The 24,731-nt window shown below is 41.6% G+C and carries 16 protein-coding genes; 2 read left to right on the top strand and 14 right to left on the bottom strand.

The annotated features are described in order from the left end of the window. Nucleotides 1-54: 54 nt before the first annotated feature. The 12 genes from HPE63_RS11260 to HPE63_RS11205 form a co-directional block, all read right to left on the bottom strand. Nucleotides 55-3,369, bottom strand: a complete 3,315-nt coding sequence (locus HPE63_RS11260) for a VCBS repeat-containing protein (RefSeq protein ID WP_223198131.1) — start codon at nucleotides 3,367-3,369, stop codon at nucleotides 55-57. A 210-nt stretch (nucleotides 3,370-3,579) separates the two neighbouring features. Beyond that, nucleotides 3,580-4,533, bottom strand: coding sequence for a radical SAM protein (locus HPE63_RS11255; RefSeq protein ID WP_188314380.1), 954 nt, complete (start codon nucleotides 4,531-4,533; stop codon nucleotides 3,580-3,582). Then, nucleotides 4,526-5,854 carry an asparagine synthase-related protein gene (locus HPE63_RS11250; protein WP_188314379.1) on the bottom strand — a complete coding sequence of 443 codons (1,329 nt, stop codon included), beginning with the start codon at nucleotides 5,852-5,854 and terminating at the stop codon, nucleotides 4,526-4,528. Before HPE63_RS11250 ends, HPE63_RS11255 begins: the two co-directional genes overlap by 8 nt. A gap of 24 nt (nucleotides 5,855-5,878) precedes the next feature. After that, on the bottom strand, nucleotides 5,879-7,543 hold the full coding sequence (locus tag HPE63_RS11245; protein WP_188314378.1) for a CRTAC1 family protein: 1,665 nt from the start codon (nucleotides 7,541-7,543) through the stop codon (nucleotides 5,879-5,881). Next, nucleotides 7,540-11,112: an FG-GAP-like repeat-containing protein gene (locus HPE63_RS11240; protein ID WP_188314377.1), complete on the bottom strand. Its 3,573-nt coding sequence runs from the start codon at nucleotides 11,110-11,112 to the stop codon at nucleotides 7,540-7,542. The genes HPE63_RS11245 and HPE63_RS11240 overlap by 4 nt, the downstream gene beginning before the upstream one ends. Nucleotides 11,113-11,148: 36 nt before the next feature. Then, nucleotides 11,149-12,252, bottom strand: a complete 1,104-nt coding sequence (locus HPE63_RS11235) for an ABC transporter substrate-binding protein (RefSeq protein ID WP_188314376.1) — start codon at nucleotides 12,250-12,252, stop codon at nucleotides 11,149-11,151. Between the two features lie 10 nt (nucleotides 12,253-12,262). Continuing rightward, nucleotides 12,263-13,579, bottom strand: coding sequence for an ABC transporter substrate-binding protein (locus HPE63_RS11230; RefSeq protein WP_188314375.1), 1,317 nt, complete (start codon nucleotides 13,577-13,579; stop codon nucleotides 12,263-12,265). Nucleotides 13,580-13,590: 11 nt separating this feature from the next. Next, nucleotides 13,591-14,187: a Rid family hydrolase gene (locus tag HPE63_RS11225; protein WP_223198130.1), complete on the bottom strand. Its 597-nt coding sequence runs from the start codon at nucleotides 14,185-14,187 to the stop codon at nucleotides 13,591-13,593. A 36-nt stretch (nucleotides 14,188-14,223) separates the two neighbouring features. After that, entirely contained in the window at nucleotides 14,224-15,411 is a 1,188-nt protein-coding gene (locus HPE63_RS11220; protein WP_188314374.1) for a ligand-binding sensor domain-containing protein, read from the bottom strand. An 11-nt stretch (nucleotides 15,412-15,422) separates the two neighbouring features. Next, nucleotides 15,423-17,459 (bottom strand): YVTN family beta-propeller repeat protein, encoded by a 2,037-nt coding sequence (locus HPE63_RS11215; RefSeq protein WP_188314373.1) that lies wholly within the window; start codon nucleotides 17,457-17,459, stop codon nucleotides 15,423-15,425. Between the two features lie 3 nt (nucleotides 17,460-17,462). Continuing rightward, nucleotides 17,463-18,893, bottom strand: a complete 1,431-nt coding sequence (locus tag HPE63_RS11210) for an HzsA-related protein (protein ID WP_188314372.1) — start codon at nucleotides 18,891-18,893, stop codon at nucleotides 17,463-17,465. A gap of 10 nt (nucleotides 18,894-18,903) precedes the next feature. Next, nucleotides 18,904-20,649, bottom strand: a complete 1,746-nt coding sequence (locus HPE63_RS11205) for a CRTAC1 family protein (protein WP_188314371.1) — start codon at nucleotides 20,647-20,649, stop codon at nucleotides 18,904-18,906. Between the two features lie 1,126 nt (nucleotides 20,650-21,775). On the opposite strand from HPE63_RS11205, the gene HPE63_RS11200 reads away from it, so the two are divergent. Beyond that, on the top strand, nucleotides 21,776-22,546 hold the full coding sequence (locus HPE63_RS11200) for a hypothetical protein (RefSeq protein ID WP_188314370.1): 771 nt from the start codon (nucleotides 21,776-21,778) through the stop codon (nucleotides 22,544-22,546). A 333-nt stretch (nucleotides 22,547-22,879) separates the two neighbouring features. Here the strand turns inward: HPE63_RS11200 and HPE63_RS11195 are convergent, their stop codons facing one another. Beyond that, the gene (locus tag HPE63_RS11195) at nucleotides 22,880-23,212 is read right to left on the bottom strand and encodes a cupin domain-containing protein (protein ID WP_188314369.1); all 333 of its coding nucleotides are present in this window, start codon (nucleotides 23,210-23,212) and stop codon (nucleotides 22,880-22,882) included. 373 nt (nucleotides 23,213-23,585) lie between these two features. On the opposite strand from HPE63_RS11195, the gene HPE63_RS18575 reads away from it, so the two are divergent. Further along, a complete protein-coding gene (locus HPE63_RS18575; RefSeq protein WP_262890208.1) occupies nucleotides 23,586-23,714 on the top strand; it encodes a hypothetical protein in 129 nt (42 codons plus the stop codon). 336 nt (nucleotides 23,715-24,050) lie between these two features. Here HPE63_RS18575 and HPE63_RS11190 read toward each other — a convergent pair whose 3' ends face one another. Then, the gene (locus HPE63_RS11190) at nucleotides 24,051-24,542 is read right to left on the bottom strand and encodes a nuclear transport factor 2 family protein (RefSeq protein ID WP_188314368.1); all 492 of its coding nucleotides are present in this window, start codon (nucleotides 24,540-24,542) and stop codon (nucleotides 24,051-24,053) included. Between the last annotated feature and the right edge of the window lie 189 nt (nucleotides 24,543-24,731).

The following is a 24,731-nucleotide window of genomic DNA, read 5'->3' as shown; positions in this document are numbered from 1 at the left end:
CAACAAGCAACGGAAAAGGACTTTTATCGATATAACAACTCTTTAGCGAATACTTTATTCGATCGAACCTTTTGTTTCTATGGCCTTGTTATTAACCCTTACAAATTGAAGGGAATCATTATTTTTGGCAACGATGATATAGGACGTGTCCCGAACTTTGATGGTGGCCATATCTTTTACATCCCCAGGCGCAAAAAACCCACTTTCATAAGTTGGTAAAGGTTCAAAGTTACCCTTGCCATCCCCCTTTAAAAATAAACCGTAACCGGCATCATTCCTTGGCGTTTCAATTTCCGACCCGTATAAATTCCCTGCCACTAAAGCATCCAAATTCCCGTCACGATCATAATCCTCTATCAAAATTTGGTTTATACTTGAGATCTGTGCCTCTGTTGGTAATTTATGGATCGCAAAAGTTTCCCCATTATTTTCCAAATAAATACTGGCAAAGGATTTAACTTGATAATGCAAGGAAGAATCCAATCCTTTTTTGGTATAAACGTCTTCTAGAGTCGCATGGGAAAAGGCTTCAGAGGTTTTATATTTAAATTTGATGGCATGGATCTGCCGGGAAGATGGTAACCTGCCCCTAAGTGGATATTGCACCCCATTTTCAAAATACCCCAATACAATATCTTTTTTACCATTCTCATCAAAATCATGGTAATACATATCGAAAGTTTCATTTTCAGTTGCCTTGTATTTATAATTTAGGCCATTATTTCCCAGCAAATAATCCATATCCCCATCGTTGTCAAAGTCCCCCTGATTTATACTCCACCACCACCCGTTCGTATCAGAAAGTCCCATCTGACCTGAAACATCCTTGAAACCCGTTTGACCGTTTTCGAACACTTTTATGGGCATCCATTCCCCGACAATAATGATATCCATCCACCCATCGTTATTGAAATCGGTAATGGTCGCGCTAGTCGCCATACCGAGATCATGGAACTGGTCCTCTATATTGGCTGAATAATTTTCAAATTTGACGGTCCCGTTGCTGCTCTTATTCCTTAATAGAAAACTTTTGGCAGGTAATGGGTAATTCCAAGGGACTTGTCTGCCCAAAACCAAAAGATCCTCTTTGCCGTCCTTATCAAAATCTGTATGGTAGGCTCTTGAACCACTGACCAACATTTCTGGTAAGGTCCCTTCTTCCGCTTTTGAAAACTGTCCTTTGCCATTATTAATATACAACCTGTCCTGTAGTTCTTGGGATTTTGGGTCAAATTCGTACCCGCCACTAACCACGTACAGGTCATTATCCCCGTCTTGATCCGCATCAAAGATTACGGCACCAAGATCTTCACTTGCCTTATCTTGCTCAAAGGGTTCTTGCTTATCTAGTAAAAAACCATCCTGGGTTTGTATGAAAATAGTTCCGGAATAACCATGGGCGCCTCCAACGAAATAGTCATCCAAACCATCGTTGTTAAGGTCTCCGATAGCCAAGGCAGGGCCATAGGCTGACATTTTATGGGGTAGCAATACCTGTTTTAAATAGTCATCGTACAAATTCTCCTGATGTTTGAATTCTGGAAATACTTTCTTCGCATCTGTGAATAAGCACTCCTCTTTTTTCGGCGATTCTTCTACAATCTTTGACGCATCGTTATAATTCACGATCAATGTTTGATTTACGCCCACATCCCTTAAAATTTGTGAGGTGCCATTGGTCCAAATCACCTTTAATTCATCGATTTTCTCCTCTTTGTTCAATCCAAAATGCAGTTCAGGAGCCACGGAAGATTGAAAGCCGCGTGTTAATGTTAATTCCTGCAACTGGGTTTGCCCACCTGTTTTTACATAAACCCTGTTCCCTAATCCAAATCTATTCTTCGGAGTTCCTTCAAATTTGATTTTGATGTAATTATTGAGGGTTGAACTTTTGTTCTCGAAGATAGAGGCAGGGTCATCGATGTTGTTGGTTATAATATCCAAATCACCATCATTGTCCAAATCGGCATAGGTGGACCCATTGGAATATCCTTCGAAACTAATACCCCATTCTTTGTTGATGTGTTCAAAATTGAGATCCCCATTGTTTCTATACATGAAATTATCCAATTTCACTGATGGGATCATTAAACTGTTTTGTAGTAAATTACTTTTTTTAAGTTTATTTGACCTCATTTCGTCAAAGTAATCATTGTTGTTTACTTCCCTTCGGGTGCCATTCGCTATGAAAAGGTCTTTGTCCCCGTCATTATCGAAATCTGCCATTAGCGGGCCCCAACTCCAATCTGTCGAAGACGTACCGGTTAGTCTAGACACATTTGAAAAATAGGGATTTCCGTCTTTATAGGCTCCGGTGTTCAACTGCAAATTATTCTGCACATATTGGTGATGAAAACCAGCTTCTACCATTTCTTCAAAATGGGCCTGAATGGTATTGCCCATGTTGGCCTTTCGTCGTTGATTTGATTTGCCGTCCATATCCGCTTGACTAATATCCAAATAGCCATCGTTGTTGATGTCCGCAATGTCGGCGCCCATACCATAGTATGCCGTTTGTGCCGTTGCACTTAGAACTACTTCCCTAAAGGTGCCATCTTGATTGTTGATATACATGAAATCGGGTGACACAAAATCGTTCGAGATATATAAATCTGGCCAGGTGTCGTTGTTCAAATCCCCAACGGTGGCACTAAGGGTCAATCCGAAATTCCTAAGTTTTGCCTCGGTGGTCACATCGGTAAATACGCCATCGTCATTACGATAAAGATGATCGCTAAGTATGTCTTTACCTTCTTTCATATAATGGGTAAATAAGAAAACAGGGGTGTTAAAGCTTGTTGGTGGATAGTTTGCCACATATAAATCCAAATCGCCATCCTTGTCATAATCAAAAAAAGTGCCTTGTACAGAATCCCCGGCATCTTGTATACCAACCTCTAAAGCTTTTTCTTCGAATGTGCCATCCGTCTTATTTATAAATAGTTGGTTCAATCTAGGTTCATGCGGCCCACCAACAGAGCAATAAATGTCCAAAAAACCATCACTATTAACATCTGCCATGGTTACTCCGGTATACCATCGGTCATCACCTTCGACCCCGGCTTTCCCACTAATGTCCTCAAATTGAAGGTTTCCCTTGTTGAGATATAACTTGTTAGGGACCTGATTACCCGTAAAATAAAGGTCTATTAATCCGTCATTGTTGATATCCCCAGCGGCAACACCCCCGCCTTCATACATATACGGAAAGGTAAAATAGTTTACGGTGTCGTTTTCGGTTAGTACATTGTTAAATGTAATTCCCGTTCTTGAAGCATCTAGGCTTTCAAAAATCTTGTTTTTATTTGTGCAGGAAGAGTTTAGAATCAATAAGCAGATCACAAATTGGAATACACGATTCTCCATCATTTAATTAGCTTCTTTTGGCGTATAAATTTACGACTAAATGCTGTATTGCTATTAGTAATTAGTGCAGTTTATATTGATTGTGCCCAACAAGATCAACAGGGTTGGGTAATCTTGAACAGGTTAAACAATAGACCATATTTTTCCCATAAGTAACCCATATGCATCACCTATGTATTTTATAAGGTTAAGATGATTTCCTTATCCTAACGTTTATTCGTGTTGTTCACAGGCGCAAGAAACCCTTTTGCCTATTTTTTGGGTCAAATTCATCAAATCTAATCTTTTGGTTCTTGCTTCAAAACAAAGGTCACAATTGGAGAAGATGGAAAGATCCCAAAGATCGACAAAGACCCGACCTGATTGAAGCTGTATCCCGTATTCCAAAACCGTTTCCAAGGATTGGATTTTGGGAACCTCAAATTTCCCTTGGTTATGTAAAAGTTCCATCACCCCATTGCCGCCCCTAACGGGAATCACAGTACAGCAACCCACCCCGCATTCAAAAGCAAAATCAATGGACTTTTTGGCCCAATACACCCCTTCATCTTCTGATAAGTAGGGCGGTCGCAGCAGTATAAATGCTCTTGACGGTATATTATGTCGGGACAAAAATCTTATGGCACCGCAAAAATCCTCGGTGGTCATTTGTTTATTTAATTTTTCAAGAACATCAGGGTTTGCCGTCTCCAAGCCCACAGCTACTTCTAATGCGGGTTTAAGCATGTCCCGAAAGCGAAGGCATTTTTGGGTTATGAATTTGGGGTGTGATTCGACGATAACAGTTTCGAAATTTTCCAATAATAACGCTATCGCTTCATAATCCGCCACCGGTATGGCCTTTTCATCAAAAAAACTCCCGCTGTTATATAATTTAATATGTTTAGCCTTTGGCATTTGGGCCAAGGCCCACGCTATCTGCTTTGGAATAGCCCCAATTTCCACAGATTGATCAGTCGTATTTTTCCATAAGTCGCACATGAGGCACTTAAAAGGGCACTCCTTATTGGTAAGGAAAATTATGGCCGTATCCTCCGCTTTACCTGATAACCCACGTTCTTTTTCAACCAACCAAGCATAGGGTCGATTTTGATCTACCTGGTTTTTCTTGCCACGTTCAGAAACTATCCTTTTGTTATTGGAAACAGTTACCGAACCTCTACTCATATTTTGACAAAAACTGTTTTCTATACGTTATTTCCTTTTCTGGAAAATGCTTGTCAAAATCATTCTTTGAAGCAGCGCCGTGTTGAAATCTTCGTTTCTCAAAAACGGGCATTTCCATACCGGTAATCGCCTTGACCCCTTCAAATACGATTTGGCCTTTTAAATCATACAGTTTTTGATGGTCCCAATCCGTCATATCGATATAGGGGATGCCTTCGGATATTTCGATGACATTAGGTAAAGTATATGGACTAAAACTTTCAAAGCCCAATAGGTCCGCTGGAGAAAATGTTCTCATATACCCCCTACTTAGACCTCCGGAATAGGTCAATGAATGCTTTATTGAATCGACACCCCAACCCTCATGGTACAACATTAAATTATTTAAAACACTTCGTATCGTCAGTTCAGGATTTTCTTCGATAGGATAGTCTTTGAGGTTCTCATCCCCACCGTCACCATCAATGATGAACTTCCATTCGGGATAACGGCTTCTTATGCCTTTTAACAAGGCTAGGTTCATTGTGGCCGATTGAATATCCAAAGGTTTGTAGTCCTCAACCACCTGAATTGCCTCTTTCCAGTCTAAGGCGTTATAATCCAATTCTATGGGTTCCAAAAAAAGTTCAAGATTAAGTTTTCGTAAAAACTCCCGGGCTTGAATCAAATCGTCCCCATCACCATCTATTGATAAGGTAAATGCCTTTAGCCGAGATGGACTTTCGCCTAGTTCTTTAAGGGCATGGTATGTTAGAAGAAATACCGAACCGCTATCAATCCCCGCCGAGAAAGTTACCCCTATAGGTCCTGATTTGGCCCTGAATTGCAGCCATTTCTTAATCTCATTATAAACGGCAGCGATATAATCTTTGCCTATTTGTTCTAAACTTCCCGATTTATAGGCGTTACGTTGGGGTGTAAAGAATCGGGTATATACCGGATTGGGATCCGGACAACCTAACAGTTCAATTTTAGTGATATAATGGGCAGGAACCATGCGTGTATATGAAGGATGAAATTGGTCATCCATGCCTTCTTCCTTGAGATAATCAAAGATGGTATCTATACGTTCGGCGATAACCAATTGGGGGCCAACGGCACGTTTTGCAATAAAATATCGCAATGGACGCCCAATTGACCGTGCCATTCTTATTGTTTTGCCTTCTACGGAAACTAAGGAAAACTGACCGTCAATATTGCGAACAGCCTCCACATCGCCGGATTTGACAACCTCAACTGCTTCTTCATAAGACATGTTGTAGATTATATTTTTATCGTGATTGGTGAGATCTACCACCTTACTAACATACATACTGTTCATTTTTATACGTTTTATGTTCTTATTTTATTTTTTTTCGATGCCCTTCCCTTGGCGTATGGTCAGGTATTGATTTGGTTCTAAAGTACTATAAATTTCGGTTTTCCCATTGGGCCATTTAATTTCCAATTCCTTTATTCGCCCCGTTTTGCCAATGCCAAAGTGGGTTCGGGGCTCATTATTCGATAAATATCCCGTAGTCCATTGATTTATCCGTACCAGATCTTTGTCCGTTGTACACAGGGTGAGTTTGGCGCCAATTCCGGATGCCAGACCGTTTTCCCCAATTAGTGTTATCCCAAGCCAGTTATTGCGGTTGCCCCCTGCGTTTTGAAGAAGTGTTGGGGTCGCTATTAAATCGACATGGGAAATAATGACATCCAAATCGCCATCATTGTCATAATCCCAAGTTGCCAACCCCCTTCCTGAACGCTTGGTGGAAAAATAGGGGCTAATTTGTTGGCCTACATCTTTGTAATGGGCCTTGCCATCATTTTCCAACAATACCGGATATTGCAAAATCAATTCTTCGGCTGTTCCATTGGCCGAAATAATATCAAGATCCCCATCATTGTCATAATCGAAAAACGCCGTACCCCAACTCCCCTTTCCGGCTAATGCCTTAGCCACACCACTGGATTCGGTTATGTCTTGATACAAACCATTCCCTAAATTTCGGTACAACGCACCATATTTTAAATCGGATACCAATATATCGACCAAACCATCGCCATCCACATCACCAAGTGTACCGTGCATTGAGCCTGTAACTTGCCCTTGACTGTTTACGGCCACACCGCTGGCAACGCCAACCTCCTTAAAGGTGCCATCTTCATATTTAAACAAAAAATTCATCTGGTGGTCGTTGGCTTGAAAAATATCCATATCACCATCCTCATCATAATCGTAAACTGTTAACCCCATGCATTTTGAATCTGGAAAGTACAGGTTTTCCTCTTTGGTAACATCTTCAAACGTGCCATCGTCCCTTTGTTTATATAATATGGATGCTTGGCCCTTATATTCTGAGGGGTGTGGCATCATACCAGGGGTTTGGGTTGAGATGTAGTTGGGATCAAAGGCTAGAAAATTACCTACCATGGCATCCAACCTTCCATCGGTATCATAATCCCAAAAGGAAACCCCTATACTCCATTTCGTAAAACCATTCAACTTTTCAGGGCCGGCAAGACCTAGTGTACGTGTTTGGTCACCAAAGGTACCGTCCCCATTATTGTGATAAAATACATTTGGACCATAATTCAAGAGATAAAGATCCTGAAACCCATCATTATCCAAATCAATGGCACCGGCCGCCATACTCCAAGTTCGATTGTCAACTCCTGCCGTTTTTGAAACATCGGAAAAAGTTCCGTTACCGTTATTTTTATACAACTTGTTCGCAGTGTCTTTGAAGGCAACACCCTCCGTTTGGGAAATGCCCTCCAAGTACGTTCCGTTCATTAGGTACAGGTCCATGAGCCCATCATTGTTGTAATCAAAAACCGTAATTCCCGAACCACTGCTTTCCAAAATATTTTCATAGGTATAGTCCCCAAAAGTGTATCTGAAATCAATTCCGGCCTCCTTGGTAACTTCCTTTAGTTTAACACCTTGGTTTTGAGCACCAAGTACTAGTGGGATACCACCACATAGAATGAAAGCTATTATTTTTCCGATCCTTTGTCTCATTGTAGGTTATTATTCTTTACGCCATTGCGATAGTCCTCATCGGTTATGGTTCTGGTATTATACTCGGCATGATATTTTTGTAGTTCAGGGGTATTGGGATATTTATCATTTTCCATAGGAGGATAACTGGTAATGCCATGGTACGGCAGTGGTAGTACGGTATTACCGTAAGCCGTATTTAAATCACCATCCTTAACCCAGCCTACACTATGTATTAAGAAATCCCTTTTCCACCCTTTTTCCAATTTTGGCAGCGCATTCGCGTTGAATTTAAGCGTCGTCTCGTCCCCCGCATTCGAAATTATGTATTTATTGTCAGCATCGGTGAGAAGGGGTAACACATCGCCATAGCGCGTATAGTTGCCGGTTAAATCACGCCATTTTGCAGTTGTGTCAACTTCATCATAATCGAACCAATGAGGTCCATATCGGCCTCCTTTTCTATAGGTCCGCGAAAATCCTCGGTAGTGCAAATCTGCAGCGATCGGGTTAAGTGCCGTCGTCCTTACGGCAACATTAGGGTTGTTCTTCGCCAAGAAGACCTCATCCCAATAAATCTCCATATTGGTCTGGATCCTTACCCTATGATCATTGCTTAAAAATTTACCCGATAGGTCTGCAATTACGTTTTTATCTTTCCCCATAGGAAAGCCAAGGTTCGAAATGACGGTTTCCCATTCCCCTTTTGCATTGATAACTTGAATATTTGGGGATTTTACCTGTATCTCGTTGGATTGTGACAAGGCTACATTAATACTGGCGTCCGTCGGGAAAATCCATCCGTTCAATATCAATAACACATTATCGGTTGGTATAGATTCCCCAAAATCAAGAATCAGGTCGTGCATTTCGGTTACGCCTTGATATTTATCCGGTTTAAAATTGGAAATGTATCGGTCATCTTTCTTCGTTATGAATGACAGTAAATCAGTGCCTTTATGATCGGTAGCTGAGAGAGGATATAGTTTTTGTTCCACTTGAAGCAGGTCTAATCCCGGGAACGGTGGAGGGGAAAACTGTTCCGGCACGAAAATATCCACTGATTCAGGATGGTCCACTAACACCAATTGCATTTGGTCCATATAGATGGTTTCCCATAATTCAGAGGTCATTTGCATTATATAGGTCCCGTCTTTCTCTTTTAACATTTCGCCCGGAATTTTAATAAAATCATCCGAGGCATCCGCAAAAGCGTATTTTGCCTTTCCTCCCATGATTCCCAAAGGCATACCCAATGCACTCCGCCAAGTAATATCCTTTGCAAATACAAATTTATCGCCGTTCCATGTATATAAGAATGGACAGGAACCTTTTAGGGATTGCGATTCAATCAGGGATTGGTCTCCTTCTGGCATTAGAATATTTTGTGGCACTCCATTGGTCCAAGTAATACGGATAATATCCGCTTTTGTTCTATCGCCCAATCCAAAATGTAAATTTGGCTTATTGACTACTTTGGTTTGATATAGGTCCCCTGCCCGCATTTCTACTTTGGCCCCTATTCCAAAATAATTGTTTTTTGCACTCCCGGTCCTTAGCCCTACAAGTTTTATGTTTACATAGTGGTTAAGATTACCGCCGTCATTGCGCAATAAAAATACGCCTCCCTGCAAGCCAGCGATCAAAAGGTCCAGATCACCATCGCCATCATAATCTATCAATTCGATTTTTTCACCTGCTTTCCGATTTTTAGGTAAAAGATGGGATACATTGGTAAATCTACCTTCCCCCTCATTATGAAAAAGCATAATTCCCCTGCCGTTGGCTTTTTTTGGCTTACCGACAATGGCAATGTCCAGAAAACCATCATTGTCAAAATCAAAAAATTCCGAATCCAAAACGGTTATTCCATTTAAATCCTTAAATATTTCCTGGTTGTTCCCGAGCAATTCAAAACTGCCATCACCTTTATTGACCATTAAAGCGTTAGAATCCGTACTTTTTGATCCATGGGTTAGAAGATCTAAAAAACCATCATTGTTCCAATCGGCCACAGTGACCGTTGTACTTCCCTTGTTATTGGCAGGTAGGTTGTTTTGGGAAATATCATTGAATACACCTTGTCTTTGATTGGTATATAGGTTGTTCGCTGCATTATCATTGGCTACGAAAAGATCTATATCCCCGTCATCATCAAAATCCCCAAAGGCTGCATCGTTACCCTTGATAGCACTTCCGGCCAATCCCATTTTTTCAGCTTGTTCTACAAAAGTACCATCACCATTGTTGCGAAAGACATAGTTTGGTCCAGGCCCGGTCTCGAAAATATCCAAGTCCCCATCATGGTCTAAATCAAGAAACAGTGCATTTGTACTTTCCCGTTCGGCATCCAATAATGCTTCTTTGGTAACATCATTGAACTTTCCTTCCCCAGCATTTTTATAAAGAATATTGCCTCCTTCTTTTACCACATAAAGGTCAAGGAAGCCATCATTGTCGTAGTCGGTAAAAACTGCCGATGATTCCTTTCCGGAATGGGTAATTCCAACATCCATTGAAATATCCCAAAACAGACTTAGATCATTGTTGAAAAGAAAATGTTCATAGGTTTCGTTTTCGGTATTGTAACTTCCTACATAGATATCCAAATCGCCATCACTATCGTAATCTGCAGCAGTTACATGTGTTATGTATTGTTTCTCGAGATCGGAATGGTTTTCGAATATCGGAACGGCGTCTAAACCGACTGCACTTGTGGCATCGGTAAACTTAATGACCTCCAGAATGGATGTATTATCATCTTTAAGGGCTGAATGATTCAGGTCATAGGTAATCAAGGGAAGGCCAATCAACGAACCTTGGGACCCTTTTAATTCCTTGATTCCGCCTTGATAAGGGAAAGTCACCTTTAAATAGTTATGAAAAATCATAAATGAGGTCAACGCCTTTTCCGCATCGGGTATTCTTAAAAAGTCAATCGTATCACTATAGTAATCAACCGCCTCTTTCGGAAACTCGGGGAACCGTTTTTTTATGGTTTCCAATTGCTCAATGGCCTTATCTGCCTCCGAATTACGTATATAAATGGCGGTCAATTCCAAAATGGGAACAATATTGTCAGGTGCCTTTCGTACCAAATCAATCAAACATTTCTTTCTTTTACTTTGGAAGGCGTCATCTCCTTCCGAAACGTATATCTCCGAGAGCATGTATAATGATTTTTCGTGCTCAGGGTCAAAATCAAGCGAACGGTTCAAGATAGAGATCGCTTTGTCTTTCTGTTCGTTCATTTGATAAACGGTGGCCAAAATCAAATTGATATCCGCATCTTTGGCATCTATGTCTATGGCCTTTAAGAGCTGTTCCTCGGCTTCTGCATACTTGCCCATTCGTAGATAAACCAATCCCAAATTTGCATATCCCATTTTCCTGTCGGGGGCTAGCGATATGTATTTTATAAACGATTCTTCAGCCTCTTCAAGTTTGAACAATTCCAGATAGGCAAGGCCCATGGTTTGGGTGGAAATCATTTCTATTTCTTTTTCCTTAATTTCCTCTGCGGTTTCCTTACACCTCGAAAAGATGATGGCAATCAGAAATAGTGAGAGAAAAATACAAGTGCGTTTCATGGAATGAAAGTTTAAGAAAGAGGAAGGTGTCGGCATTTAAAATTTTTTGGAAATAGGGTTGTTCGCGATTTTTACCAAATTTAATGTATTCATCCGATTCCCGTTTTTATCGAATTGGATATTCCCTGTTATACCATTTTTATTGGTTTTGGCCATGGTTTCGTTAAATGTATCCCGATTGAACCCAGAAGATTTTATTGCGTCTATAAGTACGTTGGTGCCATCAAAGGCATAGGCCGCTATGGCATTCGAAATACTAACGGAACCTGATGGCCCTTTTTGCGAATCTAAGGTATTTGATTTCATCCAGTTTCCCGAACTCAATACTGTTAAATTTAATGGGGTTTCAGATTCCACTTGTCTTAAATTTTGGGCTCCAAGCATCGAAATAGTCCCAAAGACGGGAATCCCTAATCCTTTCTTTCGTAGTAGGTGCAATAACTCCCATGATGATTCCCCATCGCCTAGAAGTATTAAAGCTTCATGGGCATCATCCTGTATATCTTTAATGCACGCTTGTGGATGTTCGGAACAGAAGGTATACGTTGAGACATTTGGATCAGGATGACTAAGACGTTGTAGTTGGTCTTTTACGGATTTCAACGCTTTTGCCGCATCGTAATTTTCTTGTACAATTACGGCTATTTTCTGGATTTTTCTGTTTAGGACCATTTCTTGGATCAAGACTTCCGCTTGTTGAATGTCGTTTGGGACACAGTTGTAGAACCAAGGGATAAAAGCTTGGGAAAGGGTAGGGTCACTGGCCCATGCTGACAAAAAAACCACTTTGGTCTTGGCAATAACCTGTTCTACCAAATGCGCATTCCTACTATCATGGGATCCTAGGATTACCCATACCTTTTCTTCGAAGACCAGGTTTACAGCTTCATTCGAGCCTGTGCCCCAAGCACCTTCCATGGATCGTGTAATTAATTGAAAATGGGTGCCGTTCGCACCTGCCTTTTCATTGGCAAGAAATATGGCCAATTCGGCTGCATTCTGTGCTTCACGACTGGTTTGGTCGTTCACCAATAACCCGATTTTTACGGTTTTTACTTTTCCGGTATGCGATTGTTGTGCCAAGCCAGGTTGAAAGAGCAGGACAAAAAAAGCGGTGCAAAGGAAAAAAACCTTGTTCATAAGGCATGACTTAACGGTTAATTCTTTTGCCTTTTCGTGCGTAATTTTTTTCTTGCGTCGTTGGACTGGCCGTGTAATGGAACTCCCCATTTTCAACCTTGGTCATCCAAATCTTCCCTATATCGTTCCAACTTTCGTCCAATCGTATTTCCCCAGTAACCCCTTCATATCCCTGGAAAGTTTTCAAATCGGTGAGGACATCGCGGATGAGCACCCGATTTAGGCCCTTTTTCCTTATGGCGGCAATAATCAGGTTCATTCCATCATAGGCATGTGCCGCGAAAACATCCGGTTCAATTCCAAACCGTTTCAAATAATCCGATTGGAATTGCTTCAATTTGGGATTGTCCGCTTTCGGATTGTATTGGCATGTACTCACAATTGATTCGGCATCTTCACCTGCTATCTCCAAAAACTCGGCTGAAACCACTCTGTCGGATGCGTAAATTGGTTGTTTCATGCCCAAGGCCCTGATCTGTTTTACAATCAACGCCGATTCCTTGGCATTGCCCCAAATCAAGATCCCATCAGGATTAGCTTCTTTGATATTTTCCAATTGCATGGAGAAATCGGTTTCCCCCACTTCAAATCGTTCTTCGATCATCATCGGATGCCCCATTCGCACGGCAACCCCCGCATACTCCATAATACCTACGCGACCGTAGCGGTTGTTCGCCCGTATCACAGCAACACGTTCATGTTGCATGGTATTGAAAATGTAGGATGCCAAGGCATATCCGCTTTGGCGATCATCACTGATGACGCGTATGGCCCAAGGGATGTTAGTCTCGGTAAAGGTAGGGTCCGGGTCCCCGGTATTCACCATCATGATTTCCATTTTTAAGGTGGCCCTTAATGCAACATGGGAAACGATATCGTCGATAGAACCCAACCACGCCCATACTTTTTCATCATCCATTTGTACCACTTCATTCGCGGCGGCCCCCCATAGACCGACATCATTATGGATCATTAACTTATATGGAATCCCTTGATAGCCTCCATTGGCATTGGCCTGCTCAAGGGCCAACATGGATCCGTTCAGCATTTGCTTGCCGAGAGGTACCAGCGGGGAGCCTTCCAATGGGCCTAAGAAGCCAATACGGATTTCCGTAAGGTCCGAGGGTGGTTTCTTATCACGACCCGCACCATAAAACTCTATGGGTTCAATAAAATGATATTTGTAGGCTTTTTGAAAATTGTGATATGGAAAGATACTGTCAGGTGTATTGCCATACATCAAATCATCCTGACCATTCACCAGCTTGGGATGAAAAATCAGAACCAGTAAAATCAACCCAATGAACCTATAATTACGTGTCGCCATGGTTTCGTATTTTAATTTGCCTTACAGATCGCGTAAACTTCAATTTCTACAAGTAAGGTTTCCCAGCATAATCTGGCCTGGATTCCGGTGGCAGCAGGTAGGGGGTCAAGGCCTAACCAAGTGTAGAAAGACGTTCTGATCTTATTGAATTCCCCATAATCCCTTTCAATGTCCCTAAGGTAGTTGGTTGTGCGTACCACATCGTGCCAAGTCATACCTTCAGCTGCCAATAAATTCGTGATATTCACATAGGTACGCCATAATTGCGCTTTAAAGTCCCCTATATGTTCAGGAAGCCCTTTCTCGTTTACACTGGCGGTGCCTGAAACCAATAATACCTTATACCCTCCAAGATCCAAGCGTAACGCCCTTGAAAAGGAAGATGGTTTTTGATAGTTGTAGGCTTCGTTAATCGTATGTGGGGCGTGTACAACATGTTTTTCGATCGGAGGCCTTTCCAAATGTATTGGAGGATAAACCGTTTCACTGATTTGATGGTCCTCTGTTAAAATCCCAAGTTTTCTCATTTCCACCACTTCACCTTCTGTAAGTTTTGAAAGATCTATCAGCATTTTCTTATTCCCTTTGCGTTCCATTGTGCTTTCCATAATCTCTTTTTATAATTGTTAGTTTTAATTTTATTTTTACTGTAACGGTTGTTTTAATAATTCGCCCTGACTAACGCCTTTCGAGGTAGCCACCCATATTTGTTCCCCCTCAACATCGACCCCTATGGTATAATTATGGGAAATCGAGGGCGTCATGGTCATTTCTGTACTATGGGTATCCGTAAGCAATACAGCCTTCCCATTGGTATTGGTTTCATTTTTTGTATAGGTAATCCAATTGTTACCGTCCGTAGTGCTTAAACCTTTGTCGGTGCAAATAAATACCACATCACCAGATGCTTTGATAAAGTTGATGAAATTGCTTGCCAAGCCGCTATCATGATCGAAATAGCCTTTCCAGTGTACACCGTCATATCGACTCAACCCGAAATATGTGCCGACCCATAAAATTCCGTTAGACCAAGATGTGCCTGTAGTTATATCATGGACAATGCCATCATCTGGGAAAAGATCGATTTCCATATTACCATCGGGATCAACATAATCCCTGAATTTTTTTGTTTTTTTGGTATACTCCACTACGCCACCTCCCCATGCGGCAATGAAGATTTTACCATCACCGGCACATACGCCATAGGTCCATGGTTCGTGCATCGGTGCATTTTCCTCTGTGAAAATCTGCCATTTTTTGGCATAGGTATCATAGTGCCCGGCACCACCTCCTGTGGCTACCCAGACATCCTTCCCATCGCAGGTAACGGCATAGATTAGATTATTGGGCATTCCACTGTTCATTTGGGTGAAATTCTCAAAAGTGCCAGTCGACCATCTTGTTAACCCGCCCATGGTGCCCAACCACACATCCCCGGTTTGCTTGCTTACATCTATGGCCAAAACGCCGTTATGCGCAAGCCCGTCCTCAGTGGTATAGGTTTTCCATTTCCCGTCCTGATAGACGGCCAAACCTTCATGCGTGCCGACCAAGACCCTATCACCATCTATCTTGACACAATAGGCCTTATCGCCCGGCAACCCGTTTTTTGAAGTGAAATTTTTCCAGTTGCCATAAATTGGCATAGGGTTATCCGCTTTTATTCGTGTTGGTTCTATTTCTTTTTTTGCGGATGACCCTGCGTTCACGACGCTTTGTTTATGGTCGTTAGTAAATGTGTCGGGTAGTACAAAACCTAAGGATCCAATGACCAAAACAATCAGTAGCGATGCAATGGATCCAGAATTTTTAAAAAATGCTTTTTTAGCCATAATGATGTGTGTTAATCGGTTTTTACAAATGAGGCCTGTTGTTCGGTTTCTTCCTCTTGATAATATTCTGATGCCCGAATCGATTTCAAATATTCGATCAGGTCGTTCAATTGCATTTTGGTCATATCGTTTACATAGCCATGTTTATCATCCTGACCATATATGGTCCAAATTTCCTCCAGAGTTTTTGCGCGACCATCGTGCAAATAAGGGGCTGAAGCATAGATATTGTTTAGATGAGGTGTGTCGAATAAGATGGAGTCATCGGTTACCGCCAAAGTGCTTACGTCGAAAGCTTTTAAATTGGTATAGAATGGTGGAGGATGGCAGGTTATACATCGATTGTTCTCGGGAATAACGTTGCCTAAATTATCCTCACTTCTATTGAATAATTCCCTGCCCCGAAGTTGTGCTTCGGACAATTCGCCATGGGGATTGTACATCAGATTGGGAGGATACTTTATCCCCCTTTTGATATAGGCCACTAGGGCATCAAGATCGTCGTAACTAAATTGCTCCGTTCTTGTCAATACGGTTGAAAATCGCATACCATCTTGCTTATAAATGGTTTGGTTCTTACCGTTCCATTTAAAAGGCGGTGTATCCCCTATCTCCCTTAAAGATTGGGTATTGGTAACATTGCGGCCCATATCTTTCCCTGCCATGTTATACACTAGGCCATCCTCATGGTTGTCGGGGTGGCAGGTGTAGCAGGCATATTGGTTCTGAAACGTATGTCCGGCATTGTTAAATAACCTACGCCCCTGTCGGGCAACTGTTATCCTATCCGGTCCTCCTAAATCAATAGACTTCTCCTTGATCAGCGTTTCGGTATCTATAACCCCGATCCTATCTTCTAACTGTTCTGCGATGTACAGCTTTTTACCATCGGGGGAGAGCGTAAGCCCTTTGGGGTTCGCGCCGGTCTTGATCCGTTTAAGGACAAACCGACTACTCATTCCCAAGTCATTGGCAATGGTCTCCAATCTTTTTGTAGAGGTGGATTTTATAATAGCCCTTATGGAATCTATGGAAATCACGGAGATGCAATCGACCCCTGAATTTGATACATATGCCATTTTTCCGTCAGGGGAAATAACGATATCGAAAGGGTCTGAATAATAGGAATTGGGTTCGTCTAACAGCAACTGAACGATTCTTCCATCTTCATTTTGTTCGATGACCCCAATGCCATGGGTCATCATCCAACCACCTTCCACTTGTACCGTAGGCACTAGATTCTTGGGTCGGATCAACGTCATCAATGCCAGATCGCCTGATGGGGTAAAGGCTATATTCTCCATCAAGTAGGCCTCTTCGACATCCATATGTTTAGTTATCAACTGGGTGCTATCATTGATCAGGGTCAGGTCACTGACCAAAGGTTCACCATACGGCACCATTCTGGCCCTTCTGCTGGTTACCATCAATGTTTTGCCGTCAGGGGACAATGCCGTTCCCGTCGGATCGCTGCCCGTAACCAATCGCTTGATCTCCTTCTTGGAGGTTAGGTCAATAATCGATAGGTCGGAACCAAAGGTATTGACCACATGTAAAAATCGGCCGTCGGCACTTAAAACCAATCCGGATGGACCGTTCCCTGTATCGAGCGTATCGACAACCTTTGAGGTAGCCAAATCGATTACGGAGACATTGTCTGACCATTGATTGCTAACATAGGCCAAGCTGTTATCCTGATCAAGAATCACGCTATGCGGGTGAACCCCCACCATGATGTGATCTAAAACCGTTTTCTCTTTGGTGTCAACGACCAATAGTTGATCCAAATCCTGTGAAACCACATATAAACGGCTTCCATCCTTGGAGACGGCACTATTGAAAGGGGAAAAATAATCCTCATTCAACATTTTAACAATGAAGGCGTTTTTTGAGGTGCTCAAATGGCACGAAGTACATTTTAGTGGATGGTCTGTGACTGCCGTCATATAATTTACATGCTTTCTTGCCCATTTGTGTCCTGGGAAATAAATCAGCAAACCTAGAACGACTAGCGCACCGAATAATAGTAATAATCTAGTTTTCTTCATGACCTACTCTATCACATACTTTTCTATATCATTTCCATTTTTTGCAAAACCGATTTGAATGGGATCTTTCCTTACGGCAAGTGGTTGCCTATTCTTTGGTGCCATCTCATTGTTCTGATGGCATCCGACACAACCCCTGCGTTCATTGGGACGTAAATACAGCCAACTGCCTGGGCCATTTACAATTTGGTTGTTTCCATCGATGGTTTGGATTCGAAATGGGGTATCCGCTGGCATCTTTAGATAAAAAGAGCCATCCTTTTCTGTATCCCAAATTCCTAAGGAAGCATCTATTCCCAATATTTCGAATCGGGTTGCCCCTTCTACTGTTTTGTCGTTTCCTTCATCTTCCATGGCCGTAATATTGATATCCTGGCACATCAATAATGCGGTTTCTACCTCTGGATTAACTTCACTAGGTAATTTTTTGGGCCTATGTCGACTTTTTATGGCAACTGCTTCCAATATTTGGTATGTTTCGTCTTGATATATAGGCTTGCCTAAGGTTTTGGCCTCAGCATCAAATTCATATAGTGAGAATAAATTGTCCTTATTTGCCCTATATGAGGTCAATAGTTTTTCGTCCTGAAGCGTACTGACCCCATAAAAATCCCCTTGTAAACCTTCCGTTAAATTGGTCATGCTATGAAGGGGCCGATTGTAATCAATAGAGATAATACTGTTTTGGTTTTGCCCATTGGAGGCCGCGAAAACGATTTTGCCGCTACCCATCTCCCAGGCTGGGCTATGTATACTAGTTGTAGGGTCCCCTTTAAAAAACAATTCCTGTTTGGTACCATCGGGTCGCATCACCTTAAATGCGCCCTTCTTCTCATTTGGCAAAAGTTGTTTTCCAATGGTCAATACGCGACCATCTTGTAATATTGTGGATGCTAAGTAGGTACTTGGGTCAAATGTGATTTGGCTGATTTTCGACCCATCAAGATTACACGTAAAAAGCATATGTCCTGATTTTAATGTGCCCTTGTCCATTAATTTGCTAAAAACCAATTTGTTGCCTGGTAAGTAATCCGGATCAATACAATTTTCACTTGAGGCGGTTACCTGTCTTGTTTTTTTATTCGATAAATCCATTTCCCAAATCTGCCAAGTATCATTTTCGTTTTTTTGCCCTGCAAAGAGCAGAAAACGACCATCGTAGGCTATTTTTGGTCCACAGGCCGAATAAAAGTCCGGGGTCAATACCTGAAGGGTTCCTTTAGGGTTATCGGGCTGAAGAGTTACCAATCTAGCCGTGGGAAGATACCTCCACATCTTTCCGGAGGTATAGTCTCCGGCTGGCACATCCCCTTTCATTTGGGTTAAAACAAGCATGCCTTCTTTGGACTTTTGATTGCACGAAATAAAAAATGTGCTGAAACATAAAATGGTCAGTAGCGTAAAAAGGGTTTGTCTCATTCCATTATCAGCCATTAGGAACTTATTATGGTTCTACAATCGTAAGTATTTGGTTGGCTTTGATCTGTTCCAAAACCTGGTTTTTGCCTGAAGGCCATTTAATCTCGATGCTTTCAACAAGGTCGTTATTTAGAAGTCCGAAGTGAAGCCGTGGGTCGTTCTGGCTTAAGTATCCTGTGGTGCTTTTTTTCTGGGTGGTTTGCACCTTACCCCCAGATGTGAGTTTTATTCGTGCCCCAATGCCATCCCGATTGCTGGTTTTACCGACCAATTTCAAAGTGAGCCAATTATTTTGGTTCCCTTTGTTATTGCGTAGAAATACACCGATACTATCTAAATTCACGATATAGATATCGATATCCCCGTCATTATCATAATCCCCTAGACAGGCTCCCCTGCCAACATGTTCTTCCTTGAAATACCCACTTCGCTCTACGGATACATCCTTGAATCTACCTTTTTCGGTATTTTCAAATAATTGATCCTCCTGGCCATATAGGTGTTTTAATTCTCCGTTGGTTTTAAAAATATCGGCATCGCCATCATTATCGTAATCGAAAAAAGAGGAAGACCACCCTACAAATTGGCCAGATGCCACAGAAATACCGGAATAGTACGATTGGTCGTTAAAAACGCCCTTTCCCAAATTCTCATAAAGGGAACAGTAGTTGTCGTCAGAAATGAAAATATCCAACAATCCATCCCCGTTATAATCGGCGAAATCAACCGACATACTTACCGTTGCCTCCCCCGATTGGCTAAACCCAGTGCCGGACATGGTACCCCGATCTGTAAATCCCTTGCCGCCCTCATTGTGCCAGAGGTAATTTACCGTATGGTCATTTGCGACATAAATGTCAACAAAACCATCATCATCATAATCCGCGGCACCAACGCCCATTGCCCTACCATCGATATCTGTTATTCCCATCGCTTGGGTCACGTCCTCAAAAGTGCCATTCCCCTTATTGTGATATAAAATATCGGGTTGGCTATCATAGGCCAGGGGGCCTGGGAAGCCATCTGGCGCATAGTAATATTTATAATCGGGGTCGAAATTCAGGTAATTCCCTACGTAAAGATCTAGAAAACCATCATTGTCATAATCCATCCAAACGGCACCTACACTGCAATACTTGCCCCCACCGACCGATGCTTTCTCCGTTTCATTTGAAAAAGTACCGTTACCATTATTTCTGTATAAGGTATTCGGCCCATTATTACTTACATATATATCGGGAAAGCCATCATTGTCGTAATCCCCAACCGTAACCCCCATACTATACCAAGGGCCACCAACTTTAGCTTTTTGGGTCACATCTTCATAAGTGCCATCCTGATTATTCCGATACAGATGGTTGGTCGCTGTACTTTTTGGTTTTTCACTTTTACTGAACCCTTTTACCCAAGTGCCGCTACACACATATATATCCATATACCCATCTTGGTCATAATCCAAAAAAGCAGCCCCACCGCCAACAGATTCTATAATGTTCTCCATATGATCCGCTCCGATGGAATGCATAAAATCCAAACCGATATCTTCTCCGATGGATTGAAAAAACTCATCATTTGCAGCAGGTGGTTTCTTTATGGATGTTTTTTGAGTGGAAGCGGTCGATTTATTTTCAGAATTACAACCTACAAAGGAGCTTATTATTAAGAATGTAACTAGAAGATTCTTGGTTACATAAGTAGCCCTAAGGTATGCTTTACCTGATAATACGGCGTTTCTTTTCGTAGGGATAGTTCTTTTTCGATTGTCGGTCATGCTGTTTTATTAAAATAGGAACGAACCCTTTTAAACAATAAGGGAATGTTCGAAATTCATTGTGGATAATAAACAATCGTGCATCAAATTGACAGCAATAGACCTGGTAACAATCTAATATCCAATATTTTAACTTTGATTATAAGTCAAGTCAGTAGGGTTTTACCCTAATTTATGGAAGGCAAAAATACAATAAGGTAAAAACCGAAATAATGATAAAAGTCATATAATTCAATTTTTTTCGTCGATTTTTATGGCTACACAAAGACCTGTGACGAACAGAAGAATTTTAAGAATAGACCCCAATAATTTGGTGAGATCATTATACAAATTGAGTATAAGACCCCTAAGAATTCATGTTTTAGAGGTTAGAGCATTTTCATGCGCTTTTATTGGGGAAGATTCATGAAGGCATTTGTGTTCAATTCCTTTACCTAAGCCCGGATAAATAAACCTTCAAATAAAAATGGCCATTCCCTAAATTGAAATGGCCGATAACTTTAGTAGTTGTCACGAAAGCACTTTTAAAAAACCGAGCCTGTATGGTACCTGCACATCCAAGCGATCCAGGCAAGGCCCAAACAAATAAGAAACTTTCCTATCTCAATATAATTTATCCTTGTTCGCATCATAAGGGTTAATAATTTAATGCAGCAATAGTACGATGGAAACAGAACGTATATTCCTGTTTTAGACGAAGAACGGTTTTACCCGACAAAGCAGATCCTTGTCGTATTTCGACCGAAATGTATTGCACTACAAGGAGTAGGAGCTTTAGGTGCCCATCAGTTGAATTACGATTAAAGAAGTTGAAAGGAGAAAAATAAATGCATTCATCGGGCGGGTACTGGACTAATATAGTTGGCTTGAGGTTTTGGAGGGTTTGGAAATTACCACAATCCCAGGATAAACAATTTGGGCCATCGCTTAATTGAACTTTTCCCATGCACAAAATCTTCCAGTAGAATCCCAAAAACTTATTTTAACATGGTCATTCGCCGGGTTTGGATAAATATTTATGGCCATTCGGACATCATAGACCATGTTTCGTCCTTTTTGGTTTGTGTTTACCCCGCAGAATAAGTTCTTTCATGGAAAATAATCTAACAATTTAAAACGTAACGTAATGCTTAAAAAAACACTTTCATTTGCTCTCCTGACCGCAATGGTCTTTGGGGCTTTAGTTACCGTAGAGGCCCAAGAAGGCACTATGGAAGAACCTATATGGGAATCGATTATGTTAACGCCTGATAATACCAAACTCAAGGTATTTGGCGAAAATATGAGGAAGCACAACCAGAAATATCATAGTGAAGGCGCCCATAGTGTCACTGTATACACTATAAATTCTGGCCCCAATACTGGTAAATTGATTTGGATGATGGGTCCTTTAAAATTTGCCGACTTGGATACAAGGCCTGCGGCAGGAGGTCATGATGAGGATTGGCGTGATAATGTGATGCCCTATGTCAAAAAAATAGAAAGCGGGGAATATTGGGAACAAGACGATAAAGTTTCAAATACAAGTATGCTTACGCCAGATTCTTCCGTCTATCCTATTTTGCATGTTAGATACTGGGAAGTTAATTCAGAACACGGCCACAGTGTTGATCGCGTCCTTAAACAAATAAGCGATGCGGTTAAATCCATGGAAGGGGAAAACCCATGGGGCGTTTATGATAACCTATTCCGGCAGGGTAATCTTGGAAGGCATTTGGCCACCGTTGGATTCAGCAAGAAATGGGCAGAATATGATGAGGACCCAAAATTCAAAGCTGCCTTTCTAAAGGTCCATGGGAATGAATCCTGGGATACCTTTATCCTTGATTATGACCAGGTATTAGATAATAGCTGGGATGAAATTTGGGTATATGACAAAAACCTAAGCGGTAATTAACCTTCAAATTATTTTATAAGGAACCCCTGGAAACAGGGGTTTTTTTATTGTCCTTATTGCTTGTTAAAAACAACGATCATTAAAATGCCACAGTTTGGTTATATACCATGTCCAGCTGTTGTTGAACCAATGTTTGTATCATCGGGCTGAAAATAGCAGCCTAAAACCTAATATGTCGCATTTCCAATTGATCGCCTTTTTTTTGATGAATATGCTTTCGAAATGAAAAGTCATCGATCCACTATTGCCAGAATAAGATCACACCACAAGGTTTAAGGCCTGGTCCTTTCATCGGTTGTTCAATGTAGTGAACATAGAAAACCCAAGTCACCTTTACTTTTCACCCTTTAACATGGTCAGTACCATTTTAAAACGCTCTACCGCATATAAGGCATGGGGGACTTTGGCCGGCATGATGATGCTTTCGCCAGCTTTAACGATATGGGAAACCCCAGCTATTTGTATATCGGCCTTGCCATCTACAATAAAAACCAAGGCATCGAACGGGGTGGTATGTTCACTCAGGCCCTCGCCCTTGTCAAAAGCGAACAAGGAGATGTTTCCGGTTTCTTTTTTTAAGATGTGTTTGCTTACCACCGCCTTATCGGCGTAGGCGATACTGTTGTTGAAGGAAAATAGTGTTCCTTTTTCAAATTCATTTGACATCGTAGTTTCTCTTTAGAAGTTAAACAATTCATTGTATAGACCAGATCGCTCATCGCTCATCGGAAAAGGCCGCCAAGGAGTTGGCAAGATACCACCTATTATAGAAACATTGCCTGAAAAAAGTCATGGAAATTAGCAAGGCAGGCCTTGATTATTTGGCCTTTTACAAGGGTAAAATCCTTCGCATAGACCTCCACCATAGCCGTAGCCTTGCCAACATTACTATGACTTGTACCCGCCAAATTCTCGATAAAATGCAGCTCAAAGGCGATCAAACCACACCTTTTGGCGATTTCACAACAAATTTGCTGCAGTTCACCACACAAATTTGTATCTTATTATAAAGAAAATTGTTCATTTAAATACATACACTATGGAACCTTATTTTAATACAGATGGAGTGATCAATACCATACTTTCGGTATTGAACGTAGGTTTGGAAATTATTTTGGGGTTGATCGCCCTTGGGGCCATTATTGGTCTTTATGAGCTTATTACCTGATTCCTGAATCTTTTTGGGAACCGAAACGACTTATTTATTTTTATAACTAATCGCCAACCCGCCGCCGGAATTATCTACGGTGGTGGTGTAGTTGGCCAGCCCTTGCACGTACTCCAAATAGGTTTGTGTTCCCGACATTCCGCGACCTTGCCCTCTTGGTAGCTAGGGTGTACTCCGCTTAAACCTGTCTGCCGGCATACAGGCTTTTCGCCCAGGTATCTTCCTCTTTCCTCTAGTAATGACATACACCTGCAAATGACCCAGACTACCAAAAAAGGAGCCCGCAATTAGCAGGCTCCAAAAAGTTTAGTCGAACAATGGTATTCTTTTAACCCATTACATCCCTTCCTTTTCAGGCATGGTAGTTAGGGACATATCGCGTACACATTCATATTTACCGTCGCGTTTCTCGAAATACGACATATAATATCCGTTCTCGGTTTCTGTACCCTCGGTATTAAATTCTGTCCAGGAGCCAATCTCCACGGCGGAATTACCTTCTGCAAACAGGTCTACGACTTTGTAAACATTATAATTACCCAAAGTGTCATTGGCAATACGTTCTGCGATTCTGTCCCTAATAGCTGCCCTACCTGAAACAGGTTGGGTATTGCGGCTATAACTTATGGCGTCTTCACTGTAATAAGCTGCAACCGCATCGGCATCTTTGGCCTTTTCCGCAGCGGCATAGGCGTCTTCCATAGCCTGTATCTCAGCCTTAACAGCCACCATATCCAAGGGTTCAGGTTTTTCGGCGGTGGAACAAGCACTGAACGCGAAGATAATAATCGCTAAAAAGCTCAATAATCGAATGTTTTTTTTCATCATTTTAGTATTTAGATTTTGCAACGGAAATGTAACCCTTACATTCCTTTAAATGGTAATATGGTCAGATGATTAACTTGAATGATCTGATCTTGTTTGTAATAAACTAAAGGTCCGCTTTTCTAGTAATCGATGAGGAGATAAGGGATGAACTACATCCTTTAGTGTCCGAAGGCGTATTATTAATTACCG

This window comes from Maribacter arenosus, from assembly GCF_014610845.1.
In the GTDB taxonomy this organism is placed as follows: Bacteria; Bacteroidota; Bacteroidia; order Flavobacteriales; family Flavobacteriaceae; genus Maribacter_A; species Maribacter_A arenosus.
This window is presented reverse-complemented; position numbering and strand designations above follow the sequence as displayed.